This window comes from Veillonella parvula (genome assembly GCF_032472435.1).
Lineage (GTDB): Bacteria > Bacillota > Negativicutes > Veillonellales > Veillonellaceae > Veillonella > Veillonella parvula_N.
In genome coordinates, this window is record NZ_JAWEGM010000003.1 from 43,986 (window position 1) to 70,804 (window position 26,819).

Annotated in this window: 28 protein-coding genes and 1 riboswitch; of the genes, 5 read left to right on the top strand and 23 right to left on the bottom strand. The window is 39.5% G+C overall.

All coding sequences use genetic code 11. From position 1 onward, the window contains the following. Positions 1-217 precede the first annotated feature (217 nt). Positions 218-393, bottom strand: a riboswitch (cobalamin riboswitch). Between the two features lie 168 nt (positions 394-561). Next, positions 562-1,458 carry an EamA family transporter RarD gene (rarD, locus tag E7A03_RS05550; protein WP_278606568.1) on the top strand — a complete coding sequence of 299 codons (897 nt, stop codon included), beginning with the start codon at positions 562-564 and terminating at the stop codon, positions 1,456-1,458. Between the two features lie 90 nt (positions 1,459-1,548). Here rarD and E7A03_RS05555 read toward each other — a convergent pair whose 3' ends face one another. Continuing rightward, the gene (locus E7A03_RS05555; RefSeq protein WP_278606569.1) at positions 1,549-2,448 is read right to left on the bottom strand and encodes a DUF3829 domain-containing protein; all 900 of its coding nucleotides are present in this window, start codon (positions 2,446-2,448) and stop codon (positions 1,549-1,551) included. Between the two features lie 279 nt (positions 2,449-2,727). Here E7A03_RS05555 and E7A03_RS05560 point away from each other — a divergent pair, with 279 nt between their 5' ends. Further along, positions 2,728-3,105: a type II toxin-antitoxin system HicB family antitoxin gene (locus E7A03_RS05560; protein WP_008714666.1), complete on the top strand. Its 378-nt coding sequence runs from the start codon at positions 2,728-2,730 to the stop codon at positions 3,103-3,105. A gap of 425 nt (positions 3,106-3,530) precedes the next feature. On the opposite strand, the gene E7A03_RS05565 is transcribed toward E7A03_RS05560, so the two are convergent. Beyond that, on the bottom strand, positions 3,531-4,172 hold the full coding sequence (locus E7A03_RS05565) for a tetratricopeptide repeat protein (protein WP_278606570.1): 642 nt from the start codon (positions 4,170-4,172) through the stop codon (positions 3,531-3,533). Between the two features lie 118 nt (positions 4,173-4,290). Here E7A03_RS05565 and E7A03_RS05570 point away from each other — a divergent pair, with 118 nt between their 5' ends. Further along, complete coding sequence (locus E7A03_RS05570) at positions 4,291-4,365, top strand: type I toxin-antitoxin system Fst family toxin (protein ID WP_229039624.1); 75 nt, start codon at positions 4,291-4,293, stop codon at positions 4,363-4,365. Positions 4,366-4,660: 295 nt separating this feature from the next. On the opposite strand, the gene E7A03_RS05575 is transcribed toward E7A03_RS05570, so the two are convergent. The 11 genes from E7A03_RS05575 to E7A03_RS05625 all read right to left on the bottom strand — a co-directional run bounded on the left by E7A03_RS05575 (position 4,661) and on the right by E7A03_RS05625 (position 17,106). Continuing rightward, the gene (locus tag E7A03_RS05575; RefSeq protein WP_278606571.1) at positions 4,661-7,483 is read right to left on the bottom strand and encodes an FAD-binding and (Fe-S)-binding domain-containing protein; all 2,823 of its coding nucleotides are present in this window, start codon (positions 7,481-7,483) and stop codon (positions 4,661-4,663) included. A 468-nt stretch (positions 7,484-7,951) separates the two neighbouring features. Then, a complete protein-coding gene (locus E7A03_RS05580) occupies positions 7,952-8,746 on the bottom strand; it encodes a sulfite exporter TauE/SafE family protein (RefSeq protein ID WP_004698223.1) in 795 nt (264 codons plus the stop codon). 25 nt (positions 8,747-8,771) lie between these two features. Then, on the bottom strand, positions 8,772-9,221 hold the full coding sequence (locus E7A03_RS05585) for a GNAT family N-acetyltransferase (RefSeq protein ID WP_316073822.1): 450 nt from the start codon (positions 9,219-9,221) through the stop codon (positions 8,772-8,774). 12 nt (positions 9,222-9,233) lie between these two features. Then, a complete protein-coding gene (locus E7A03_RS05590) occupies positions 9,234-10,778 on the bottom strand; it encodes a ClC family H(+)/Cl(-) exchange transporter (RefSeq protein ID WP_316073823.1) in 1,545 nt (514 codons plus the stop codon). Between the two features lie 369 nt (positions 10,779-11,147). Next, positions 11,148-12,299 carry a lactaldehyde reductase gene (gene fucO, locus E7A03_RS05595; protein WP_316073824.1) on the bottom strand — a complete coding sequence of 384 codons (1,152 nt, stop codon included), beginning with the start codon at positions 12,297-12,299 and terminating at the stop codon, positions 11,148-11,150. Between the two features lie 237 nt (positions 12,300-12,536). Beyond that, positions 12,537-13,685: a glycoside hydrolase family 3 protein gene (locus E7A03_RS05600; protein WP_316073825.1), complete on the bottom strand. Its 1,149-nt coding sequence runs from the start codon at positions 13,683-13,685 to the stop codon at positions 12,537-12,539. A 276-nt stretch (positions 13,686-13,961) separates the two neighbouring features. Next, entirely contained in the window at positions 13,962-14,195 is a 234-nt protein-coding gene (locus E7A03_RS05605) for a (2Fe-2S)-binding protein (protein WP_024061575.1), read from the bottom strand. 343 nt (positions 14,196-14,538) lie between these two features. Continuing rightward, on the bottom strand, positions 14,539-15,165 hold the full coding sequence (locus E7A03_RS05610) for a site-2 protease family protein (protein ID WP_004698228.1): 627 nt from the start codon (positions 15,163-15,165) through the stop codon (positions 14,539-14,541). A gap of 9 nt (positions 15,166-15,174) precedes the next feature. Further along, positions 15,175-15,945 (bottom strand): carboxymuconolactone decarboxylase family protein, encoded by a 771-nt coding sequence (locus tag E7A03_RS05615; RefSeq protein ID WP_123138210.1) that lies wholly within the window; start codon positions 15,943-15,945, stop codon positions 15,175-15,177. An 89-nt stretch (positions 15,946-16,034) separates the two neighbouring features. Beyond that, positions 16,035-16,433, bottom strand: a complete 399-nt coding sequence (locus E7A03_RS05620; RefSeq protein WP_012864976.1) for a hypothetical protein — start codon at positions 16,431-16,433, stop codon at positions 16,035-16,037. 154 nt (positions 16,434-16,587) lie between these two features. Continuing rightward, complete coding sequence (locus E7A03_RS05625; RefSeq protein ID WP_058948301.1) at positions 16,588-17,106, bottom strand: MarR family winged helix-turn-helix transcriptional regulator; 519 nt, start codon at positions 17,104-17,106, stop codon at positions 16,588-16,590. Positions 17,107-17,482: 376 nt separating this feature from the next. On the opposite strand from E7A03_RS05625, the gene E7A03_RS05630 reads away from it, so the two are divergent. Beyond that, on the top strand, positions 17,483-18,073 hold the full coding sequence (locus E7A03_RS05630) for a nitroreductase (RefSeq protein ID WP_155085781.1): 591 nt from the start codon (positions 17,483-17,485) through the stop codon (positions 18,071-18,073). 184 nt (positions 18,074-18,257) lie between these two features. Here the strand turns inward: E7A03_RS05630 and E7A03_RS05635 are convergent, their stop codons facing one another. Together E7A03_RS05635 and E7A03_RS05640 are read right to left on the bottom strand one after the other, a co-directional pair. Further along, complete coding sequence (locus E7A03_RS05635) at positions 18,258-18,869, bottom strand: HAD-IC family P-type ATPase (RefSeq protein WP_287520750.1); 612 nt, start codon at positions 18,867-18,869, stop codon at positions 18,258-18,260. Continuing rightward, on the bottom strand, positions 18,814-19,071 hold the full coding sequence (locus E7A03_RS05640) for a P-type ATPase actuator domain-containing protein (protein WP_038125646.1): 258 nt from the start codon (positions 19,069-19,071) through the stop codon (positions 18,814-18,816). Before E7A03_RS05640 ends, E7A03_RS05635 begins: the two co-directional genes overlap by 56 nt. A gap of 315 nt (positions 19,072-19,386) precedes the next feature. Between E7A03_RS05640 and pgtP the strand changes: the two genes are divergently transcribed. Continuing rightward, positions 19,387-20,709, top strand: a complete 1,323-nt coding sequence (gene pgtP / locus E7A03_RS05645) for a phosphoglycerate transporter protein PgtP (RefSeq protein ID WP_012864979.1) — start codon at positions 19,387-19,389, stop codon at positions 20,707-20,709. Positions 20,710-20,817: 108 nt separating this feature from the next. Here pgtP and E7A03_RS05650 read toward each other — a convergent pair whose 3' ends face one another. The 8 genes from E7A03_RS05650 to E7A03_RS05685 form a co-directional block, all read right to left on the bottom strand. Further along, complete coding sequence (locus tag E7A03_RS05650) at positions 20,818-21,591, bottom strand: hypothetical protein (RefSeq protein WP_278457848.1); 774 nt, start codon at positions 21,589-21,591, stop codon at positions 20,818-20,820. Between the two features lie 510 nt (positions 21,592-22,101). Beyond that, on the bottom strand, positions 22,102-22,455 hold the full coding sequence (locus tag E7A03_RS05655) for a Spx/MgsR family RNA polymerase-binding regulatory protein (RefSeq protein WP_004698187.1): 354 nt from the start codon (positions 22,453-22,455) through the stop codon (positions 22,102-22,104). Positions 22,456-22,541: 86 nt separating this feature from the next. Next, entirely contained in the window at positions 22,542-22,862 is a 321-nt protein-coding gene (locus E7A03_RS05660) for a HigA family addiction module antitoxin (RefSeq protein WP_004694508.1), read from the bottom strand. Between the two features lie 16 nt (positions 22,863-22,878). Then, positions 22,879-23,163 carry a type II toxin-antitoxin system RelE/ParE family toxin gene (locus E7A03_RS05665; protein ID WP_004694505.1) on the bottom strand — a complete coding sequence of 95 codons (285 nt, stop codon included), beginning with the start codon at positions 23,161-23,163 and terminating at the stop codon, positions 22,879-22,881. A gap of 356 nt (positions 23,164-23,519) precedes the next feature. Then, a complete protein-coding gene (locus E7A03_RS05670) occupies positions 23,520-24,236 on the bottom strand; it encodes a DUF554 domain-containing protein (RefSeq protein WP_008602003.1) in 717 nt (238 codons plus the stop codon). A gap of 451 nt (positions 24,237-24,687) precedes the next feature. Then, a complete protein-coding gene (locus E7A03_RS05675; protein ID WP_316073826.1) occupies positions 24,688-25,287 on the bottom strand; it encodes a DNA-3-methyladenine glycosylase I in 600 nt (199 codons plus the stop codon). Next, positions 25,287-25,730, bottom strand: a complete 444-nt coding sequence (locus E7A03_RS05680; RefSeq protein ID WP_316073867.1) for a hypothetical protein — start codon at positions 25,728-25,730, stop codon at positions 25,287-25,289. The genes E7A03_RS05675 and E7A03_RS05680 overlap by 1 nt, the downstream gene beginning before the upstream one ends. 377 nt (positions 25,731-26,107) lie before the next feature. Further along, on the bottom strand, positions 26,108-26,686 hold the full coding sequence (locus E7A03_RS05685; protein ID WP_316073828.1) for a TonB-dependent receptor: 579 nt from the start codon (positions 26,684-26,686) through the stop codon (positions 26,108-26,110). Positions 26,687-26,819: the final 133 nt, after the last annotated feature.

Sequence of the window (26,819 nt, forward strand, 5' to 3'; positions counted from 1 at the left end):
AATCACTCGAGCTTTATCTTATTGGACCACATCAACCTCAAAATGTGTCCATCTGTTTAATATCTATAAAACCTGATTCCTATACTCAACATCCACTCTAAGGGCAATAAAAAACGTGCCACCTAAAGTGACACGTAAGGTTTCTTATTGAAAGGTACACTAAAAAATACTGTAGCCAGCATACCCCAATCCCCTTCCTATCGCTCGTAGGTACATAACGGTGATTATCAAATAGGCAGTTCTCCTGGCTCGGGATCATCACCTCGCTTTCGCCTTCCCAGATTACTCCAGTGACATGTATGAAAGCAGGCTCATCCTTACAGTGGCGGGACCGCATCGGCTTATACCGATTTCTCTATTAAGTCTTGCGACACCTATTCTCTATATTCGTTGTTCTAAGTCCAATATAGTGTAACAATATGCACAAAGTCAATGAACATAACATTTAATCATAAGTACCAAAACTAAAGTTATAACTGAAAATCATATGCAATAACTAAAATGCATGAGTTAAGAATTTAAGGATTAATGATATAATAAGTACTATCATGAGGAGGCATTATGGACCATACAAGTAAAAAAGGGTTAATCACAGCCCTTAGTTGTTATATAATTTGGGGCTTACTCCCTCTATATTGGGCATTATTAAACCATGTTTCACCGTATAATATACTGGCACAACGCATTATCTGGTCAGGTATTTGCATGGCGATCGTTGTATTTGGCCTACATTTTAAACAATTCAAAAAGGACTTTCAATTACTAAAAGAACAACGTTCACAACTATTCCTACTTTTAGTTGCGGCAGTCATCATCAGCGTAAACTGGTTCACCTACATTTGGGCCATCGCCAATAATCAAGTTATGAACACGAGCCTTGGCTATTACATCAACCCACTCTTCAATGTAGTATTAGGTGTCATCCTATTTAAAGAGGTTCTATCGATACCGAAAAAGCTGAGTGTCCTTATCGCTACCATCGGCATCGCCTTACTCACCTATCAAGTAGGATCCTTGCCATTAGTGTCGATGATCCTCGCCGTTTCCTTCGGTCTCTATGGAGCCGTAAAAAAGAAACTGCTCATCTCTCCCTTTACGAGCATCGCCTTTGAGGCTTGGTTATTAACACCGCTAGCCTTACTATATACGACCATGGTCGATAATACCGTGTGGTCCTATTTCGGCACAGACTGGTATACATCCATGCTGCTCATAGCCTGCGGTCTAACTACATCTGTCCCATTAGTGCTATTCTCCTATGGTGCGCAGCTATTGCCGCTCAACCTACTAGGCTTCTTGCAATATGTATCCCCTACCATTGCCTTGTTGCTAGCCATCTTTTACTTTGGTGAAAGCTTTGGCACACCGCAGATGATCGCCTTCGGTTGTATCTGGATAGCCTTAGTATTATTCTCCTTATCAAGCCAAATTACAACGCGCATTAGCCTTAAAAAGTAAAACATCTACTAATCAACTAAAAAGCTGTATCAAATGACATCCTCATTCGATACAGCTTTATTTTATATAGACGTATTAATCCAACTTATTTTAATCTAACTCATTCATATTGGTCGTATTCAGATTAGAAATGTAATGGTTATAGGCCTCAATCATACGATTATAATCGTTATCTTGTTTTGAACCCATATAGGTACGGATTGCACCAATCGTAGAGTTTACAGAGGTCTTAACAGAATCATACTTAGGACTAGTAATACCATTTGATATATCACCAATAGCTTGCAACTCTTGATTGATAGCATTTACGTCTAGTTGTTTTTCACTATCGATCTTTTCTAGGACCGCAGTAAGTCGCAAATGAACCTCTTGTGCTGCAGCTGCATTTTTCTTGCCTGCATCACGCAATTGTTGCAACCGTTGTTGCAATCGGTCCGTATTGATTTTATGCATAACATTATCAAAATCAGCATAAATAGGAACAAATTGTTCATACAATTGAACATATTTAGGGCCTAATTGTTGCTCCTTAGCATAGTTGTCTGTGGTATACCCTTTAGATTTATAATATGCATCAAGCTCTTCCGCTACCGGTGTAATTTCGTTCAATTTTGAAAGTAGCTTATCTAAAGGCTCCTTCATTTCATCATACGGAATACCGGCTTGCTTAGCCTCTTCTAGTTCTTTTTGTAGCTGCTTAAAGTTCGGTGCATTAAATACAGTTAAATGCTGTCCCGCTTTTAACTCATTAAGAGTTGGCGTATTCGCATAATCAAACATGACAGCCATGCGATTGTATCGGCTTACAGCTTTCACATATTGATTAAATAACTGCACCTGATCCTGCTCAGACCGCTGCGCAATTTCCTTGCGGCTCTGTTCAGTACCCTGCCATAGTTCTGACATACTACAACCGCTCAGAAAAAATGGGGATGTCAATGTCGCCGCACACAACACAGCCGTTGCTACCCTTTTACCGAATGGTTTCATGATGAATCCTCTCCTTCCATCAATACACAACCTAATTTATATATAATAATTATATACTAATATGATTTTTATGAATAGGATTAATATATAAAGGTCATTTATCAATTTTGTCAAGTGACTAATAGAATCAGGGGTGACCAATGGTCACCCCTATTTTCCTTTATATACTGTTAGACTATAAATAAGAATGTATAACTCCTAATAATTGTTTTGTACGTATACACGTGTTATCATAAATGAGAGAATATGAAGGATAAGGATTTACTATTAGGAGGACCTATGAAATTTATATACCCTGCCATAATCCATGATGATGCCGATGGTTTCTGGGCCGAATTTCCAGATCTCGAATACACTAGTAGCACCGGCTCAACACTAACAGAATTAATAACCAATGCACAAGAGGCTATGGAACTCTATATATTAGGCGCTTTAGAAGATGGACAAACTCTACCTACCCCCACATCTATTCGCAGCTTACCATGTACCGATACAACATATCCTACATTAGTTCAAACAGATATTGATTTAGCTAAAAATAGTAAGTCCGTAAAGAAAACCCTAACGATTCCTGCCTGGCTTAACGACAGAGCATTGGCTAAAGGAATTAATTTTTCTCAACTTTTACAAGAAGCATTAGTAGAGAAAACAATGTAATTTACATCATCAATTGCTCAGCAAAATTAGAACTATTGTCCATGCAATAGATGCTAAGGTTAGTAATAGTATACAGATCATCCACAAGATTATTACAAAATAAAGCAGTAGCTTGAGTACATATAGTACATCAAACCATATACTATGACAATCCTCTAATTTTGCCATATATACGGAGAGATACCTCACAAAAAATGGAGCTTTCACATTAGGATTTAGCTTCTTCCAGTTCAGCATAATATACGGCGTTACAAAACAACCTATAAACACCAAATATGTAAGGAATAGGGGTGTTTCTATATTATGTTGGGACATAAACCCTGACCAGTCTACGACCATTAGACCGCCAAGGTATAGAAAAATAAGCCAATATATAAATCCTATCACCTTTATAATAAGGCGAATCATCTGTTTCACATCCATGTCTATAATCCTACCAATGTTTTAAATCGCCTATTATTGTGAAAGCGTTCAAAATGGTCTTGTTCGGCTGCAACAGCTTTTACAGAGGGATCAATTTTTATAGCCTTTTCTAACCAATCAAGGGCCTTAGTATCATCCCCTTGGTCTGCATAAATGGTAGCAATACCATACACAGACCAGGTGTTACTAGGGTCCTTTTCTAATACCTTTTCGAACCATTGTTTAGAGTCATCTAACTGTCCTTGTAACTTATAGACCATGGCCATGTTATAGTAATTAGCCACATTGTTAGGGTCTAAATCATAAGCCTTTTTAGTATCTGTCAAACCTTTAGCCGCATCACCGTTTAATGCTGTTGCAAAGCCACGTACAGAATAGGCTTCTGCATTATTAGCATTATTTTTAATGGACGCTGTGGCTTCCTCTATGGCTTTCGCATACTCACCAGCGGATAAGGCTTGCTTTGCTGTAATTAGATGGTCATCTTGCTTGGTAGTCGCTTGGCTGTTTCCCGCAGCAGATGTAGAGAAACCAGCAGCAGAACTAGTTGCATTTGATTCTGTTTTATTACTATTCGTATTTTGATTCAATCCACATCCCGTAAGGGCTGTTATTAAAAGAAAGAAAAGCACAACCTTCTTCATTAGAAATTCTCCAATCATTAATTATATACAAGACTCCATAGCATGATGATATAATATAAAATACCTCCCGAAAGGAGGTGGTATATTGCAGGAGCTGTTTTATGCACTCTGGGGCACCTTGCTTGCCCCTATTATTGTTGCCTTAGTTGTAACTACCTACAGCTACTGGCTTAACAATAAAAACAAAAAATAAGCAAGAAAAAGGACGAGCTGCCACTCGTCCTTTTTTTTGGTTATATTGCAGGTAATTTCATACACTCTACTACCTACGTTTAGTATACCACATTTCTTAGAAAAATAAAGAATTAGCAATAAATCTCATAAAACTCCTAAAAACTATTAGTAGTTTTAACATAATTTACGAGCAATATTAAAGCAACATTAAAGCAACATTAACATAAACTACCAGTTACTTTAACCCAACCTACTAGTACCCTTAGTGTAAACTACTAGCAACATTAACGTAAATAGCAATAGATATACAAGACTTATTTCTTAGCCTTAGAGCAACGATCTAGTAGGAATGCAACACCAATGAATGGGATGCCGCCGTTTTCGCCAAGGCCGATTTCACAGGTAGAGCTGGAGCTTACGCCTAGTGTTGCACCGTATTCAGCGATTTCAGCTGCAAGGTCTTTGGTAGCACATTTGTTGAGTTCTGGTGTGAAGAACCCTTTTTGACCAGCAAAGCCATCACATGCAAAGGATTTAATGTTGAATACATGGTCTGTGCATAGACGAGCCAAATCTTCAATATATTGAGATTTATTCAAGGATTTGATCTTACATTGTTTGTGTACAATTACGCGTTCATCGCATTTTTCAATGTCGAGATGAGGCACAACGTATTTGCACAAGAATTCAGAAATATCGTTGATTTCTAAGTCTGGCATATGTTTGAAAGCATGATTAAAGCATGCACTATGGTCAATCACGATTGGGTATTTACCATTTTGAGATGCTTTCATCAACGCATCGTGTAAGTCTTTCACAGCACGCTCATGAACGTCATCGTAGTTTTCAAAGCTCAAGCCACAGCAGAGGTTTTCGATATGTTCAGGGTAGATAATATCGATATGGGCCTTATTGCATAGGCTTTCCACTACTTGTTGCAAGCTACGTTCATCGTCATAACCTTGATTAGGTTTGAAGGCGCGGTTCGCACAGGTACTAAAGTATACAACCTTTTCAAAATTAGTCGGTTTAATGCGGCTTCTCAATCTGTAACGGTTGGCCTTAGGCGTAGTCTTAGGAATGTACGGAGTAATACCAGTTACACCATGTAAGCCTTCTGTAATCTTGGAAATCGCTTTTTGTGTAACAATAGAGCCTGCAATACCTTCGAGACTTACGCCGGCACGAGCCATTTGAAGTGTAGTAGGGAAATTATCGTAAATCTTCTTAGCCAATTCTGGTGCTGGAGGATCGATGCGACGCATGGATAATGCAATTTGAGCAGTATCGATGCTGAGCGGGCAAAGGCCTTTACACATGGAGCACGCAGCACAAGTATCTACACCAAAGTATTCATAGCCTTTTTTAAGCTCCGCAGCCAATGTGAAATTGCCTTCATTTTCAAGGCGTTTCGTTTCGCGCAACAATGCAATACGTTGACGTGGAGTCAATGTTAAATTGCGGCTTGGACAATGTTTTTCACAGAAACCGCATTCCATACAGATTGTAAAAGCATCATCGATAACACATTGAGCTTTAAGGTTTTTCTTGTACACATCTGGGTCATCAGTAATGATAACATCAGGATTCAAGATGCGTTCAGGGTCAAAGATAGCTTTGATGCGACGGTTGATTTCGTATGCTTTACGGCCCCATTCCATTTCTATAAATGGTGCCACCATGCGGCCTGTACCATGTTCAGCTTTCAAAGAACCACCGAAGCCAGAAACGCGTTCGGACATTTCTTTTACTAAATCGCCAAAGTTCTTAGTATCTTTAGGATCGCTGAAATCAGGCGTAATGTTAAAATGAACATTACCAGATAACGCATGGCCGAAGATTACGCCACCGTCTACGAAATCGTATTTGTGGAATAATTCGGTAAGCATTTCGATGCCCTTAGTGAAATCTTCGATTTGGAAGCATACGTCTTCTGTAATAACAGTGGTACCTTTTCTACGTTGACCACCAACGATTGGCAAAATGCCTTTACGGATAGCCCACCAAGAATCGTATTCTTTAGGATCTTGGGAGTAAAGGCTTGGGATAGCCGTTGGAATATCTTTCAATTTGTCTTTAATGAAAGCTAAGTTTTCATCGACAGTTTCTTTAGAGTAACTTTCAGTTTGGAACAAAATAGCACTTGTACCTTCAGGAACTTCGCGAACGAAGTCAGGCACATTGTCTAGCGCTTGAACGGCCTTAAGGGATTGATAGTCCATCATTTCCGCAGCAACAACCTTGTCACGACCCATATTAGCCAAGGCTACAACAGCAAGAGATGCATCGTTCAATGTTTTAAAGAACATGAGACCGCAGCCTTTATACGGTACGTCCTCAACAGTGTTATATACGATTTCAGACACGAAACCTAATGTACCTTCAGAACCAATGAACAAGTGGTTGATGATATCGATAATATCTTCAAAATCAACAAGGGAGTTCAAGCCGTAACCTGTGGTGTTTTTGATTTTGTACTTGTGATGAATCAAGTGTGTCAGTTCTTCATCGGCCAAAATATCCTTGCGCAATTGCAAGATATCCTCTACCATTTGAGGTTTTTCTTTAAGGAATTGATCAATGCTCTTTTGGTCAGACGTATCAAGGATGGAGCCATCTAGTAATACAACGCGAATAGACCGAATTGTTTTATAAGAGTTTTGCGCCGTACCACAGCACATACCAGAGGAGTTATTGTTCAAGATACCGCCCACTAATGCGGTGGCAAGTGTTGCAGGATCTGGACCAATTTTACGGTTGTACGGTTTCAATAAATCATTCGCATCGGAACCGATAACACCACATTCACATTTCAAGGCTTTCCCATCATCGATAACTTCCATTTTCTTGAAGCCATCATTACATACGATGAGTACATCTTCACTGGAGCATTGACCAGACAAGGAGGAGCCGGCCGCGCGGAATGTAAATGGTGTACCACATTGTTGACACAAACGAATGAGACGTCTTACTTCTCGTTCATCCTCCGCTTTAACGACTACCTTTGGTAAATAGCTATAACAAGACGCATCAACGCCATATGCATAACGACGTAAATGATCGGTATATACGCGACCTTTACAAATCTCATTTGCCTCTTTGGCAAAACGTTCATAATCTCTAATAAGTGTACTCACTTGTATTTCCTCCTATCCTTTCTTAAGGAATCTATTACTTTTAGTATACGCCGTTCTCATTCTCCTCACTATAATTATGCATAATTTATATCTCTTCTAATAAAAATCGATATGCATTACCCTTTTATTCCTTCAGTTGAAAGTACATCTCATTAGCATTATCATGTACTCATTTTTCCACATATGCAATCAAGAATCCTTATTTATTAAGCATGTATAGATATAGTCAGTAATTATATACTAAAACCTCTCTAAATAACGATTCGTACTACCCATAATTCTATAGTAAATACATTACTAACATTATGCATAAAAATAGTATGATTTATATATTTTAAATTTTTCATTCTCATTTATGGTTCTCTATGACTTTTAGTTATACCCTTTTATAAAATGCTGAAAATACAGAAAGCCCTCTAATGGTGATATGCTTACGAATCACCTTTAGAGGGCTTGTATTAAGTTATATCATCCCAAGATACCAGATTTAAGAATGAGGCGTACCGCCAATGCAAAGACAGCTATGCTCATGAGGGCGAGGATAGCTTTTGCTTTGAGACGTTTTGCAATACGGGCCCCCGCTTGAGCGCCAAAGATAGCGCCAATACTAGTAGGGATAGCAATGCTAAATACGATGTGACTTTCAATTAAATGTGTAATAACCCCCACCGTTGTTGATACGGCAAGAATAGATTGACTTGTAGCCGTTGCCATATGTGTAGGAAATCCCATGAGATAAATCAAAGCTGGCACATGGATAAGTCCTCCACCGATACCAAAGATACTGGAGATGAAACCTACAAAGAAACTAATACTAATACCGATGGGCTTACTATAGCTCAACTGCTCAAGAGTCAGAGACTCTTCCTTTCGTTCCCCTTTTCTAAAATTTTTAAAACCAATCAATACAGATGCACACAGCATAAAGCATCCAAAGGCAAACATAAATCCTTTACCAGAGAACCATCCCGACATTTGAGCCCCTAAAATCGCGCCTGGAAAGGTAGCTAAACTAAATACAATAGCAGCGTTAATATATACCTTTTTTTGTTTCAAATACGCTATAGATCCAGAAATGGCGTTACACATAACAGAAAAGAGTGACGTCCCTACAATCATGGATGGAGACCACTCAGGGAACCAATACATAAAGAGAGGCACGAATACGAGACCCCCACCGGCACCAATGATGGTGCCAAGCATAGCCGCTAAAAAGCCAACTATGGTAAAGAATATATAGAATACCACTATATTATCAAGCACATTAAGACCTCCCATGCCGTTTGAATTATTGCTTCTCCATATATACAAAGGATAATCCCGTGTCATCCTGTATTTCTCTAACGGCTTTATACCCCATTTTTGTATATAACTTTATATTAATCCAGCTTTTCGTACATGTATATAATACGCGCCGATCTTGACTGCATTGTTCATCTACGAAAGCTAATAATTTCCGAGCCAACCCTTGTTGCCGATAGTCTGGATTCACCATCAAGCGACCGACCTCTACCACGCCATCGTCATATTGATAGCGAATGCCTCCGATTACTCTTCCCGTATCATCTACCATTTTATAGGTATGCCACTGGTTGAAAGCATCGCTATAATCCTCTTCCGACTCCATCAATGCAGGAACCATCCGACTTCCAATCATTTCCGCTTCGCTTTCAAAGGTAAGCAATTGCAATCGATACAATTCTAATACATCTGACTCAGTAGCTTTTACAATCTCCATCTATTAACACTCCTAATTCGATTGAAAATACGCCTTTGCTGCTTTCAATCTTCCACGTTCACAAGAGACTTGCAGTTCATCCCCTGGTTCGAGCTTCACATCACCAAGGGGTACAATGTATGTGCCGTTGCGACGAATGCTTACGATGAGTGTACCATCTGGTAATGCCAAGTCTTGTAGTTGTACATCTGTATAGTTTGCCACTACAGGCACCTTAGTTTGGAAGAATGTTTGTACAGATTCTAAATTATTTTGACCACTCATGGCTTGTAATAAAGAATCGTAAATTGGTGGTTCTTTTAAAAGTTCCGCCACAAGATAGGCTACGAGCGTAACAATACCGATGGCGTAAATGTTGGAAAAACTATTGGTCATTTCAAGAACGAGTAGAATCGCTAAAATTGGGGTCCGCATAGCAGCCGCCAACATACCACCCATAGCACAGATAACAAATTGCGGTACAAAATCAGGAGAAATGAGTCCTAATGTTGAAAGTAAGCTTTCACAAAAAGCACCTGCAGAAGCACCTATAACGAGCATAGGCAAAAATATACCACCTTGAGCACCACTGCCATAGCAGAAGGTGGTGAGTAAAATCTTGCCTAGCACAATGCCTGCCAGGAGCAATACACCGTGAGATTGAAAAGCCAGCTGCCCCACGAGGTCATTGCCCCCGCCCAAGAGAAGCTGCGAATCAAAGCCAATGGCCGCCACCGCCACAAAGGTAAGGACTAATTTCAAGAATCGAGAACATTTAAGCCAATCAAAAAACCTCTTGAACGCGAAAATCATACGGCAGAATAACACCCCACATAGCCCCATGATACCCCCAACCATGAGCAGTATTGGAAAATATTCAAGAGGAACCCCTGAGGTCACCGTAAAGCCTAGCGCTGGTGTAAGTCCAAAGATACTAACCGTAATATAGTTAGAAATCAAGGTCGCCACAAAGGTGGGCACAACAAGATACGGATAAAAGCTTTTATGCACCTCTTCAAAGACGAACATTGCCCCCGATACAGGCGCACTAAAGGCGGCTGTTAAGCCTGCTCCAGCACCTGCGGATGTCAAAATACGCTGTTCTCGTAGCCCCGAATTCATCCAGTAAGATACGATCTTCCCAGCAGAGCCGCCAATCTGTACGGCTGGCCCTTCACGACCTACGGAAAATCCTGCAAAACCGGTCAGTACACCACCAATCATTTTAGATACTAGTGTCCGATAGGGCTTCATATCAAAGAGTCCAAGCATTTCCCCTTCGATTTGAGGAATCCCTGAACCACCGGACAATGGGGCCCACGCGAGCAATCGATCTACGATAAACGCAAAAATGACCATGGTCACAAGCCAACCTATGGCCCATTCCATAGTAATACCATCCATCAAATGCCACCTGATATGCTCTGATTCAAGTATCAAATAGCGATATGATGCCCCAAAGAAGCCTGCAATCACCCCAACAAGGGCCCCCTTTGCAATGAGCTCCGTTAAAAGCACACGATTCATAGACATATCTGCCAAGGTAGAACTACGCTTATTAAATTTCCATAATTTCATAAGATTCTCCTTAACATTACTATCTAACACCTATCTAAACATCCCATGTAACCATCTCAGCGATTTAACGAGTTGAACTAAGCACCTAGTCATTGAGTGCCATCTACCAAAATCGCTCGGCTCTCAGTCAAACTATCTATTCATATCCTTAGTATACTTATGTAAACCACCATTTTCAAGAAAGGATTATGTATAAAAATAGCTTTCTCACTGAACACGAGGTCAAAGGTCCGAGTCATAAAACAATAGATAGCGCTTTAAACACAAAGCTAGCCACCTCTAAAAAGAGATGGCTAGTTTTGTTAAGTAAGTGTGTAAATATATTTACTTTACATATTCGGAGGCATTTGAAATATGTAAAGACACTAATTAGAATATGGATTCATAGATAGCGATGATTTCTTCCTTAGATGCATCTCGTGGGTTGCCAGGTGTACATGCATCGTTGAAAGCAGATTCAGCGAGGAATGGAATGTCTTCTCGTTTCACGCCCGCTTCGCTAAGAGATTTAGGAATGCCTACATCATCAGCTAGCTTTTGGATGACATCGATTGCTGCTTGACGATAGGTTTCTTGATCCATACTATCTACATCTGGAACGCCCATAACACGAGCGATTTCACGATATTTTTCACCTGTAGCAGGGGCATTGAATTTCAGTACCGCTGTTAACAGCATAGCACAAGCCTTGCCATGAGGAATATCGTACACGGCACTCAATGGATGAGCCATGGAGTGTACAATACCAAGGCCTACATTAGAGAAGCCCATGCCCGCAATATATTGGCCAAGGGACATAGCCTCACGGCCTGCAAAGTCACCAGCAACGGCGCTACGCAAGGAGCGGCCGATAATTTCGATAGCTTTCAAATGAAGCATATCCGTTAGTTCCCACGCCCCTTTTGTGATATAACCTTCTACTGCGTGTACGAGAGCATCCATACCTGTGGCAGCGCAAAGACCTGTCGGCATAGACGCAGACATATCAGGGTCTACGATAGCTACGATTGGGATATCATGCGGATCAACACAAACGAATTTGCGGTTCTTTTCAACGTCTGTAATAACATAGTTAATAGTAACCTCTGCAGCCGTACCAGATGTGGTAGACACAGCGATGATTGGTAAGCAAGGGTTCTTGGTAGGTGCTAAACCTTCAAGACTGCGTACATCGCCAAACTCAGGGTTCGTCATAATCGTAGCAATAGCCTTACTTGTATCGATAGCGCTGCCACCGCCTACAGCAACGATAGCTTCAGCGCCTGCCGCCTTACAAGCAGCCACGCCAGACGTTACGTTTTCGATGGTAGGATTTGGCTTAATATTATCATACACATCGTAAGCAATGCCTGCCGCATCAAGTAGGTCTGTTACCTTTGTAGCTACCTTAAACTCGAATAAATCAGGTGTAGACGTAACGAGAACCTTTTTAAAATGGCGATTCTTAATTTCGTTTACAATCTCCTGAATCGCGCCTTGCCCAAAATAAGACGTACCGTTCAACATTATTCTCCGAGCCATATACCTCACTCCTAACGAAAAACAAACCGAAAGAGAATAACTTTATTTATTAATTCTCTATCGGTTTATTAAAATCCTTGATAGCTCGTTATGTATACACTATATATTTTTCTATTGTAATGATTCTAAAGTTTGTCTCCATTGAGTGTCAACTCAGATACGATTTCAATGAATAGTATTTCCACTTTCTATATTCGTGATATGTTTAGTTAATTCCTGCCAATACAATTAAATATTCTAAGAAATTTTACTAATTTTCATAAGCAAAATCCGTTTCACCGATTCATCGAGTCGTTCTTTTGAGATGCGACCGTCTTTCACGGCTTTCATAAGGCCATTGTAAGCCTCTTGCATGTGTTCGTATTCGTGGCACACAAGCAAGATATCGCTGCCTGCGAGGATGGATTGCACCGCCATGTCACCAAAGGTATAGTGTTTAGCGAGGGCTCCCATATCCATATCGTCCGTTACGACAACGCCATTGTAACCCATGTCCTTGCGCAACCAATCAGTAATAATCGCCTTCGATAAACTAGCCGGATGGTCTGGATCGATTTGTGGATACATCGCGTGAGATACCATAATTGTATAGGTATTCGGTTTAGACTGTTTGATGAGATCTATAAATACCTTTGTGTCCTCTGAAAGCAGCGTTTCTTTAGATACAGGAACAATGCTTGTGTCCGCGTGCAAATCTACGTCAGTCTTGCCAATGCCGGGGAAGTGTTTATAGGAATACCACAAGCCCGCTTCATCGTAAGCCTTACCAACGGCGCCTGCATAGCGAACGACCTCGTCAGGGTTCGTACTATAAGAACGACCATAGGTTAATCCCAAGTCCGCCACAGGGGCAAAGTTAATGTTAAAGCCCAAATCTTTTAGTTCCGCACCAGACTGTTTTGCTAAGGATACCGCTTGCTCAACAGATGTCTTGCCCAATTCTTCTGCAGGAGGAACCTTGATGAGCTGATCCTCCATGCGCGCTACCGCACCGCCCTCTTGGTCAATGCCGAGGAACAATGGCGTTAAACCCGCACTTTTACCAACCTTATTAATGTCTGCAATGAGCGTTTTAACTTGATCCTTGGACTCCATGTTCCGATCAAACAAGATGATACCGCCCACGCGGTACTCGTTGAGCATAAACTTTGCGTCATCGTTCAACGTCTTGCCGTGAATGCCAATCATCAACAATTGCCCCACCTTGTCCGCATCGGACATGTTAGCCACTAACTTGTCCACCTTTTGCTCTGGTGAAAGCTCGCTTTGTACTACGGACTCATAGGTCACAGGCTCTGCCTTTGAAGTAAATGGATTATGTAAACCACAACCCGTTGTAAGCGCTAAGGCGCCAATCATCGTAGCTGCCACGAAACGTCGAAACATATATACCTCCAAAATCTCTAAAAAGTATTATGTATAGTATATCAAAAAATAAAGACCACCCCAACAACACAAAAAGATTGTTACCCAACCCCTGCGGATACGTCCGATAGCGGGATTAAGCAACAATCTTTATGTATTTAATCTAATCTTTGAAGTTTACTATTTACAGCTTATAGATTCAACTTTTAAATTTATATTATATTGCTTATAGTTCTTAGCTTTGACTTTGTAATTTGAAATTTCGTAATTTACATTTCATATTTTGGATGTTTTAATTTAAATTTTGCCTTGTTCTTTCATTTCAGCTAACAACTTTACGATGCGAGGCCCACAGCCTTTACCACCGCAAGCGCCCGTACCAGCACGAGTTACTTCTTTTACTTGTGGAAATGTATGAGCACCATTTAAAATAGCTTCTTTAATCGTTTTGCGCGTAATACTACGGCATGTGCACACCTTTGTAAGCTTGTCCAGAATCGCCTCTGGCACTTGATTTTCTTCAAAATTCATATGTAATTCCTCTTCTATTCACTTGAATATCTATATACAGTATCAATTTAGTATATCGATTTAGTGTATCGATTTACTATATCAATAGTATCTAATAAAACACTATAATATTGCTATATCGAAAATTTACGATTTCCGTACTCATTATAACACAATCGAGGAACTATATCGATAGTTTTTAATATAAAATCTAAAGAACAGTCAAAAGTTAACCTGCTACTATAAAAAACGAAAAAAATTTACAAATACATTATATGTAAAGATAAGCTAAATCTATCTATAAACTATAAAAAAACTACCATAAAGATATTATCTTTATGGTAGAAACTTTCACAAAATATAATTATAGTATGAGCCCAATAATGGCAAAGTAGATTTTAAATATCGTTTGTTGTAATGGACGAATAACCATGGAAATAATGGGTGTGTTAATAAGGATGATAAAGAATAATAAATTAAGCATCCCTAATTGGTAATATCTCATCTGCCACTCTGTAGGCAACCACGGCAAGATAATATTAAAACCAGGCAATGGTGGGAACGGAATCAAACAGAAGATTGATAAGCCAATACTATATAAAATAATATATTGCATAACCATGGCAAGACCTTGGGACTCCATGAGGCCTAATTTTCCAAGGAGCATATATATAAAGGTGAATATAAAGCCTGCTATAAGACCTGCCACAGGCCCTGCAAAAGCAAGCAAGCTTATATCACGTCGTGGATCTTTAAAGTAAGACGGATTAATTGACATAGGTTTTGCCCAACCAAAGCCAACAAGAATAATACAGATGGTACCAATTAGATCAAGGTGTGCCATTGGTGACAATGTGAGGCGTCCCGCCAGACGTGGCGTTGGATCACCAAACCAAGTTGCTACCTTTGCCTCTGCATACCCAAAGATAGAAAAAACGATCATAATAGCAGGAATACTTGCTAATATCTGAACCGGATTTAAATCAAACATAGAACTCCTTTATTGTTTAGCTTCCCATGCGGTGTAGCCTTCTTGAATGCAACGAAGAGCATTTAAGGTACGAGGATAGCCGATATACGGCACGCATTGGGATGCGATGTTAATCAAATATTGTTTGCTGTTCCCTACATTCAAATTACCTTCTACATGAGCCTTGAGTTGAGCTTCACAGCCGCCTTGAGCCGCAAGGAAGCAGAAAGTAATCATTTCACGATGAGCCACGCTAAGGCCTTTACGCGTATAGTAATCGCCGAACATATTGGCAAGCCATTTGTTGATGTGACGAATATCTTCTGGCCCTTCTTGGTAAAAATTACGCATAGACTCGCCAAAGATTTCTACTTGTTTTTCTACGCCTTTTTCAAGACGGGACTCTCCAGTGATTGTGCTGCGAGAGGGATCAACAATAGCCTCTCCTCGATAGTCAAAAATCTTATTGGTCACCTTAAAGAATGGGCGCACACGTCCGATGCCAAGATAGGGCACCGCTTGATAAATGAGCTCTACCACTTCATCAGGAATAAGACCAAAGTTTAATGCTGCCGGTAGCATTAATGCATATTCATCAACAGCGGAGGCGCCTACTAATGTAGCAAGAATGGCTAAGAAGCGATCCTTTGCCGGTACATTACGGCCTTCTTCGGTGATGACTTCATCAAAGGCAAAATTATCAAACAAAACTTCAAACTCTGGATCAATATAACCTGCTGGGGCTGCAATATCAGGAAACATACGCTCCGTATAGGCTTGAGCAAATTCAGATTTAGACATAAAAAACCTCCATAAACAACACTGGTGAAAGCCCAAAAGGAGCTTTCACCAGCAATAGTTATGTAATTATTACGGCACAGGCCATCAGATTATAACGCTGGGAATTCGAAAGTTGTGCCGTATACTTCTTTCCAAGCAGCCATGAACATATTGAACTCATTTGTTCCAGGTTGAATTTGGTAAACTTGACCATCTGGAGCGTAACGATATACAGTATGTAAGCTTGGATGAACAAGATATTTGAACAATGTAGCTTCCCCGTATTGGTTATTATGCATGTTAATCACATTAATACCAAATACATGGTTACGGCTGCTATCGATACCTTTAAACTCAGATGCTTTATCAAAGAAATACGTTTCTGTACCATTTGCACTATTTGGAACCTCTGGGTAGTTAGCTAACCCATTCCAGTTTGCTGCATTTGCAACACCACCTACTAATAATGTACCTGCTAATACAAATGCACCTAATAAATTTTTATTCATAATGCTCTCCTTTGTGCCACGAAGGCAAATCACGAATCAGTCATACTCTCACATGACTTGAATACAATACGCTATATATATAGTATATCACATTTTTAATAAAATTTTTAGATTTCCAAGGTTACAGAATATATGCATATGAGGTTGTATCAAATTAGCCCTTCATGTTCTCTGCTGTTTTTGCATTTGCGTTATCGATTGCTTCTAGCAATTTATTAAGCAACATACGCAATTGACGTGTTTCTTCTACGTCAAATATAGGACCTGATGCTTCAGCCAAGCGGCGTGGTATATGAACCGCTACATCACGTAATGCTTTGCCCGTATCAGTAAGAGTTACCATAACTACGCGTTCATCTTGACGACTGCGTTTGCGTTTCAAGAATGCTTTGGCTTCTAATTTCTTTAAAAGCGGTGTTAATGTACCGGAATCAAGGCGCAATACTTGGCCCAATTCCTTAACTGATAAATCACCATATTGCCACAATGCCATCATTACGATGTATTGAGTATATGTCAAATTTAAAGGATCTAAGTGATTACGATATGCATTAACAATTTCCTTCGCCACTACATAAAGTGGAAAGCTCAATTGATTTTCCAATCTTAAATATTCTGAATCAGGAACATCTTCTTTATGTTTGTACCCTTCGAGTACACCAATTTCTGCCATATTCTACCTCCATATGCACACAATTATCTACTAATTAATTGTACACAATTTTACGGTAAACAGTCAACGCAAAAAGCCTACTTTGAACAGATATTTTTAAATTTGTCAATTAATATTTATTTTCTTATTCGTTAAGAATTAGGCACTTCTATAGAATTTATGGGTAAAAATCATACCATAAAATTGTTACTTTATTTATAAGTCTATTTGATATCAAATTAGAAAGTTATAACTTCTGTTTTCAATGAAATCTTTTTTCGTTGCAGGACCGTCTCCTAATAAATGACTTAGTAAAAATACGCCCCCTACTAGGTCCTTCCTTGTAGTATAATAAAAGAAATTCTATATCAAAGCTAACTTATAATAGGAGGCCTATATGAACACCTTAGAGTGCATCAAAACTCGTCATAGTACACGTAAATTTAAAGCAGATCAAGTATCTCGAGAACTTATTGACCAAGTACTCGACGCTGGTCGCCGCGCTCCATCCGGCGGTAATACACAATTAACACATTTCATGGTCATTACAAACCAAGATGTGCTTCAAGAACTAGTAACACTCATTCAAGAAGAATACGGCAAAATGCCGATTACAGAAAATACTTTACCTTACATGGTGAATATCATTAAGATGTCCGCCGAAGGCAAATTTGTATTCCACTATAATGCACCTGTGCTCATCGTATTAGCTAGTAAAGCAAACTATGCTAATAACTTTGCTGATGTATCTTGTGCTATGCAAAATATGATGCTTGCTTGCAATGAACTCGACCTTGGCAGTTGCTGGGTTAACCAAATCCGTCATCTTCAAGATAATGAACGCATCCAAGCCAAAATGCGCGAACTAGGTCTTAGCGAAGACGAAAAAGTCTACGCTAGCCTCGCTATCGGCTACCCAGATTTACCAAATGGTCTTAACCGCCGTGAAATCGAAGCAAAAAGCTATCCTGTAACATATATTGATTAATCAACACTAGAAACCATTGATTTCATACTATAAGTGAAACAAAAGTGCTATCTATCCTACAACTCTATTTGAGTTTCGTTAGGAATAGATAGCTCTTTTTATTGACTATATTATTTTTTAACGCTCACCGATTTGGTAATCAAATCGATGCACACTCCATACTTATATGTATAATAAACTACTATTAAGCCTCAAACACGCGTTTACGCGCTGCTTTCACAAGAACGGAATGATCATCATCTACTACGTGGTTAGATTTGTAAGCCCAACGCAATAGTAATGCAGAGTTTGCAACTACGAGAAGGCTCCCTCCGTTATGAACAAGGGCGCCCCAAACTGGGGATAATGTACCAATCATAGCCAAGATGATAGCTACGAAATTCAAAAGCAAGGAGAAAGAAAGATTAATTTTAATAGTAGTCATCATGCGTTTAGATAATGCCACTAAGTGAGGAATTTCCTTTACATTATCGTTTACAAGAACGATATCTGCTGCCTCTACCGCGATATCGCTACCAACACCGCCCATGGCGATACCTACATCGGATTTTTTAAGGGCTGGTGCATCGTTTACACCATCGCCAACCATGGCTACAATATTGCCGTCTTGTTGTAATTGAGCCACTGTATCCATTTTGTCTTCTGGCAAACAGTCTGCAATCACATTGGATACGTTCAATCGTTTACCAATCGTTTTTGCTGTTGCCACATGGTCACCTGTTAAAAGAACAGGCATCACATCAAGTTCGTTTAAGGACTCTACTACGGCGCACGAGGAAACCGTGTTGGCTCGCATTAGAAATAGCTGCCATAATCGCTGCCGGCGTTGCCAATACGAGAGCACAAGGACAGAACACAACGAGGATGGTTACGGCACGAATGATTTCTCCAGTTACCACATAGGTGCCAACCGCGGCCAATAACGCAATCACTACAATCCATGTGGCCCAACGGTCAGCCAAGCTAACGATTTTCGCATTACCTTGTGTCAATAACAAAATATGTACAATTATTCATATACACTCAAAAGTACAGGAAAAATGCGAATTCAATAAGATTATATTATTCATGCATAGCCTCATTACGCAAATGCATGAACAGTTATTCATATATGTATTTGCAAATCTAATAATTTTTACATAGAAGATATTTTGATGATTTTCAACCTATTCAATACTATTTCACCCTAATCAATACTATCTATAATTCAATTTTCTAATAACTATTTATTATAATAGAAAATTAAGTATAGTCGACTACATACCCTACATGGTATTATTACAAATGACATGTTGTAGAAAGGATGTGTAACGATGTCGATTTTCTCTCCTGCTCCTCATATTGAACGTTTACCTGAGGCGCAAATCGATTCCACCTACAAACGTCTTCGTCGCGAAGTCTTTGCAGGTACATTTATTGGTTATGCTACATTCTATTTGATCCGTCAAAACTTTAGTTTAGCTGTTCCGTACATGATTGCTGAGTACGGCTACACCAAAGCGGATCTTGGTATAGTTATGACCATCTTATCCGTAGCTTACGGCGTAAGTAAATTTGTTATGGGTAATGCGTCTGACCGCTCTAACCCAAAATACTTCTCCACAGTAGGTCTATTGCTTAGTGCTTTAGTTATGTTATTATTCGGCACCTTACCAGGTGTTATGAGCAGTATTCCTATCATGTGTGTTCTTGCCTTATTAAACGGTTGGTTCCAAGGTATGGGCTACCCTCCATATGCGAAAAACATGGTAACTTGGTTCTCCCGTTCCGAACGCGGTGCTTGGTGGTCTTGGTGGAACGTGTCCCACAACCTAGGTGGCGGCATTATCGCTCCTCTTGCTACGCTTGGCATCTACCTATTCGGTACATGGCATAGTATCTTTTTCTTCCCTGCCCTTATCTCTATCGTGTTAGCGATTATTACCTTTGTATTGTTGAAAGATACGCCTCAATCTTGTGGCTTACCGCCTATCGAAGAATACAAACATGAAGTAGTTCATACACATACAGCAAATGAAGAAAAAAGTACTTTCAAAGAAATCTTCTACAAATATATTTTGCATAATAAATACTTATGGTATCTTGCGATTGCAAACATTTTTGTATACTTCATCCGTTACGGCGTAGTTAGCTGGGCACCGACCTATTTAACCGCTGTGAAAGGCTTCACAAAAGAAGGTTCCCGTTGGGCTTACTTCTTATACGAATGGGCTGGTATTCCAGGCATGCTCGTAAGTGGTTACTTGAGTGACCGCGTATTCCGCGGCCGTCGTGCTCCAGCTACAATTTGCTTCATGCTATTCGTTATCTTGGCGATTCTCGTGTACTGGTTTAACCCTGCAGGCAATATTCTCATCGATAACTTAGCACTCATCGCTATCGGCTTCCTCATCTACGGTCCTGTTATGATGATTGGCCTTCAAGCAGCAGATATGGTGCCACGCGTAGCAACAGGTGGAGCTACTGGCCTTACAGGCCTTCTTGGTTACCTCATCGGTTCTGCCGGTGCTGGTGCTTTCATGGGTCTCATGGTTGACCTCTACGGTTGGGATGGTGGTTTCATTGCCCTCGTTGGTGCATGTATCCTATCCATCGTATTCCTACTCCTTACACTTGGAGACAAAGGACAACAATAGAATATGTATTGTATAATACGTAATGTATAAATACGTACTGTACAACTCAATGTTGTATATACAAAACTCCCCTAGTAATACTTATGATTACTAGGGGAGTTTTATTATTTATGCGACGCACAAGGAACCGTTTAATACTTTCAAATTATACACGAGACCGAGTCGCGCCAAGCCGTGCAATGCAGCGGCTGTTACAGGATTGATGGATCCCAACACGCCAGCAACGATAATAGCAACGTGGAACAAAATGGACACGATGAGTAGGCCCAAATGGCATTGTTTCGCCTCTTTTGAAAGCCCCGCCGTCGGAGAGTTTTCATCTACAAGGGACCCCATCATGAGTGCTACAAGAATGAGTTCCAAAGAGCATGGGCAAAGGATAACTAGCAATGTAATGGTATGCATAAAGTTCTGTGTCAATGCATAGGAACCCATGGAAAGTAACATGACGGCCACAACAATGACGGATGAATAATTGTTGATGCCCTGACGCAAGGCTACAAGCTGTGTAGGCATGGTCGGCAACATGTCATCATCCAATGTATAGTGTACGTCGCCCGTAATAAGCTGCTCTAAGAAAAAGCCACCATGTACGATGAGACCTACATAAGCCGCCGTATGATAATCTCCAATCGCAATGAGCGCCACCATGGCTATCACGATAAGAAAATTAGCGTGAATCTCTAAATGATCCAAAATACTTTGCACGCTATTGATGAGCAATGGCAAGCCACAAATGATGACCGTTACCCACGCCAAATCAATAGCTGGGTTCATAGGCTCCGTAAGCGCATCTAATATGATAAATAACAAGCCGAGTGCCAAAATAGCCCCCTGCGTACGCAGAGACACCTGCGCTGATAAAGACTGTAAAAACTTCATATAGACCTCTCTATAAATGAAATACCGGCCTTACTTAATCCGAAAATACCTTTTACTTCTATAATTAATACTATTAACACTTATATTGCTAACGCCTAAAATACCTATAGGGGTATCTCTATGGTGTAATCATTATACAAAACATAAAAGAAATATACAAATCAAATTTTTTAATAAATGAAAACCCCTATCTTTAAAAATGGCTTAGCCGTTAAAAGGTCCTAGTTGTGAGCTCTAATTTCTTTATTAAAACGTAGAAAGAACAGGTCCCTAAAAACGACTTAGCTCGCTATGGAGCTCCTTTTAATAGGCACTAGTTGAAGATCCTAATTTCATATAAAAGGAAAAGCCCCTATCTCTAAAAATGACTTATCCTCCCCAGAGCCCCCCCAGTTGTTGCTCTAATTTCATAAATTGTATAAAAAAGGAACGGACCTATCTCTAAAAACGACTTAGCTCGCTATGGAGGCTTTTAGAGATAGGTCCGTTCCAACCCAATACAATATGAAATTAGAGCTTCAACGCCTCAATCCATTCTGCTTCTTTAAATCCAACGAGTACTTTGTCTTCAAGAACCAAGATAGGACGTTTTACAAGCATGCCATTAGATGCTAATAAAGCTAGTTTTTCTTCTTCACTAAGGTTCGGCAATTTATCCTTTAATTGTTGTTCACGGTAAATCATACCAGAAGTATTAAAGAATGCTTTCAAATCCTTGCCAGATTGTGGATACCAAGCAGCGATTTCCTCTGCTGTAGGATTTTCGGACTTGATGTCACGATCTGTGTACTTAATTTTGTGATCATCTAAGAATTTCTTTGCTTTTTTGCATGTTGTGCATTTAGGATATTCAACGAATAACATAGGTTCTCCTTATATCAATATTCAATGTTGTAACAACTTACTAATTTAAGATAATTGTACCAAACACATCGAAAACTATCAATCTCTTATTGACAGTCTACGGGTTCTAATGAAGCACAATGTGTAATAGAGGATAATACTTCATCCATCCCCTCACTAAGTTTTGCTGTACGCAAATCAACATCCATCTGTAAACGCAAGAAATACCCTTCCGAAACACCAAAGTATTTCGCTAAACGCAACGATGTATCTGCTGAAATAGATCGTGTACCATTCAATATTTCTTGAATCCGTGAAACAGGCACATGTATATCCTTAGCCAATCGATATGCAGATAGTCCTAATGGATCCATAAACTCTTCTTTTAATATTTCACTAATGGTAGGTGTAGGAATAAACTTTTCCATATTAATTTCCTCTCTATTAATGATAATCTACAATTTCTACATCATAAAAACTACTACTATCTTTCACTTTAAAACACAGTCTATATTGACCATTAATCCGCAAACTATACTGACCAAATCGATCTCCTTGCAACAACTCCAAGCGATTACCTGGTGGCCAACGTAAATCTTGTAATGATTCAGCATTATCTAACAATAGTAATTTACGAAGAGCTAACCTTTGTATAAACGGAGAAAAGCGTTTAGAAAAGCTTTGATAGTAAACTTTTTCTGTTTCCTTATCCTTAAATCCGATAATCATAGAATCTCTCTTTCAATTATACCTGTTAAACAGGTATAATTCAATAACATATACTTGATGAATAACTATACATAGAATTAAAATTATTCTACAAATAATTTTAATAAAGAGATTCTATAAAACATCATCTAAATCCTACACTTGAGATGACTCTATTGGCCACCTATTTCGGAATGTAATCAATTTACCCTATCGTCATAATTGAATTAAAACTGTCATTAATTCCCACTTCAACTAAATTAATTTTAAAAAGTAAAAAGACCTACATCCTCGACCGTATCATGTATAAAATACATATTAAAGGTTGAGAGAATATAGGTCTCTTATAAAAATCTATGTATTATTTATAATGCTAGTTATAGCAAAAATGTAAGCCCCATTGCCACGAAGATGGCTGGCAAAAGGTTTGCAATACGTACTTTACCAGGCCAGATGAGGTCGATACCAACGCAGAAAATCAGAATAGATCCAACGTAGGATAGGTTATCGATGGCACTAGGTGTCATCAACGGCGCTGCAATATGTGCCATTGCCGTGATGAGCCATTGCGTAATACCTACAGGAATAAAGGAGAACAGCGCCCCTTTCCCCATAGAGGACACCATAACCATAACGATGATGCCGTCAAGGATGCCTTTTAAAAGTAATGTCTGATAATTTCCAGTAAGGCCATCTTGAATGGAACCAAGTACGCCCATAGCACCTACGGTAAACGTCAAAGATGCGGTGATAAAAGCATGTGTAAACTTTGGATCCCCAGCGTTGCCAGTGCGAGCTTTCACCCAGTCACCAAACACAGTAATCCAATGATTAAGGTCGATAATTTCGCCAATAACGGCACCTACGACCATGCTAATAATCATCAACAGCGGGCCCGTTGTCTGTAAAGATCCATTGACAATGACGAGCATATACTGCATGGCCCCGCTCATACCGAGGAGAAGCACGATAATACCGCTCACAATCATGAGCGTCTGCTTTAAATTTTCTTTCATAAAGCGACCAAACGCGAGGCCACATAGGCTGCCAGCTATAATGAGGCCAACATTAATGGCCGTTCCCAAACCAATCATATATTTCCCTTCTTTAATTGTGAAAGTAACACTATCAATTTACTTCAGTATAGCAATCATATCGAAATAAATCAATTTATATGGCATAAAATATATAGTTGAAATTGGATTAATTAAAGTTTTTTTAGGACCATACATATAGCCTGATTAATGCTGCTATAGGTTTTCCTAATACAGTATGGCTCCTTTTATAACATTATATATAGCAAAAAGCCTCTACCCAATAAGGGTAGAGGCTCTGTATAGTTTATAGCGTTGAGAGAGAACTAATGATAGACCCGCTTAGGAGAGAGAGAGTATATGTGTTTATATATAAAGCGGGCCGACATGAGATGAGTCGCTATCGCCTCATCGACTTTAGTGTACACCCAATTCCACATAACAACAAATTCAATTATGTAAACACAAGTATGCATAAAAACTATTGTTAACTAATTTATACTTATCGCCCTTACGCTTCATCGTCTACAGGTAACCGTACGATATCTGCTGTTTTATTAATCTCCTCAAAGCAAGGGCAGTCTTTACCGTGATCATTGATGAGGCCACTAGCTTGTAGATGCGAATAAATCGTAACAGGACCTACAAACTTAAAGCCCCTCTTCTTTAGATCTTTGCTTATCCGCGTAGATAGACCATTCTTTGTAGGAAAATGACCTTCGGGATGGTTTTCATAAATAATCGTTTTATGATTTGTGAAACCCCAAATATAGTTGCAGAACGAACCAAATTCAGATTGAATACGTTTAAAGGCAGCAGCATTATTAATAATGGCTTCAATTTTAGGACGATGCTTAAGCATCCCCTCCGTCTGCATGATGCGTTCAATGTCGCTTTCACCATAAGCAGCCACCGCATCAATATCAAAATGATCAAAGCATTCTCGAATGATGTCTCGTTTATTTAAAACCGTAAGCCAACTGAGGCCACATTGGAGACTTTCAAGACAAAGATGTTCAAATTGATGTTGGTCATCATGAATTGGTCGGCCCCACTCGTAATCGTGGTAATCCTGATATAAAGGCGTCGTCGGCCATTCACAAGTCGTCATCACACACCTCCATGCGCCCATACGAGGACGTCATACATGAGCGCTACTACGAGGCCCATTACGAGATGACCACCCACATAAAATGGCACCAAATAATAAATGAATAAAAGCAAGGAATGCAAGGCTTTACGAAGCCATACAATCGGCGTAGATGTGTCGCCACCCACCTTACTATCAAGCCAATTATGGACGACGTAAATAGGAGTTCCTAAACGGCGAATCCAGTCTGGAACACGTACCCCAGGATTCAAACCAGGGCAATAGAAGATCACTAAGGGCAACGCCACCACATCAATGACGAGCAATAGGGTTAGCATAAAAGCAAACCAATCTAATTCGCCTTCCCACGTGAAGGGTTGTGCCATGAAACGGGCACCCCACAAATAGGCTTTGTATACGATATACGGTTCTAATAGCCATAATAAGGGCTTAACTACACTCATGGGACTACCTACACCAAACAAAAAATAATAAAAACTACGCATTTGCGTAGTCATTTCATATATACAACATTCCGATTATATCGACTGAACACTAAAAATATAGTGATTTTCTAGGCTAGAAAATCACTTCATATACACCATTTTTTAGTCCTTACATACGTCGATTTTCATACTAATATTATATCAGATTTTACAATTCTTGTGGGATTATATTTTATAAAAATTTTATCAATTTACACTATTTATAGTACTAATCAACAAAAGGAGTCACTATATAAGCCATTCCTCTTTATTTTATCATTCTAAAAAGCCCTTTATCCATTTTAACAGATAAAGGGCTGCATATATGTATTAAGACTTTCACTAATAAAAGCAGTTTAGTTGTCACTAATAATAATTTTCGTCACCTTGCTGCCATTGTGCTCAAAAAATATACCTACAATATTGTCACTGTTATAGCGTAGATATCCATAGAACCATCGATTATTAAAGTCTATAAAATCAGGACGGCCATAGATATCCATCACTTTTTTCAAGGAATCGCCAACAGCAATGCCACGGGCAGTCACGGCATCACGATTGCTGACAGTCATATACCATACGATAGGACGACTATCTTGCATCAAAGAATGTCCAAATTTGATGCCCCCATAAGTGAGCTCATCACGTTTCTCGCTCGTCGGCTGACCTAGACTAGCTTTTACCGCATCAAAGGACGTACCTAGTGAAACGCCGGCAATTCTCATATCTTCATCAGGCAAAGGGGCTCCAATGGCTTGCCCTGGCCGATAATGACGATATTGCTCCGCTTTGGGCCAAGCTGGTGAAAGCTTAGCATTGCTCGTTTCCAACCGCTCCATAGCTTTACTTAACCAACTAGCATCGGCAACTGAACTCACATTGCTAGCTAATAATAAAGCCACACCTAAACTAATTGCAATAAATTTTGTTTTCATGTTTCTCTCCTAGTCTCTCAATCTATAAATGACCTATCGACCTAATATTAACATAATCACACTGAAATCAAAACCTAACACTACAATATCTATAAAAAGCTCTCATGTCCTACAGGAAGTAGTAGCATATAAG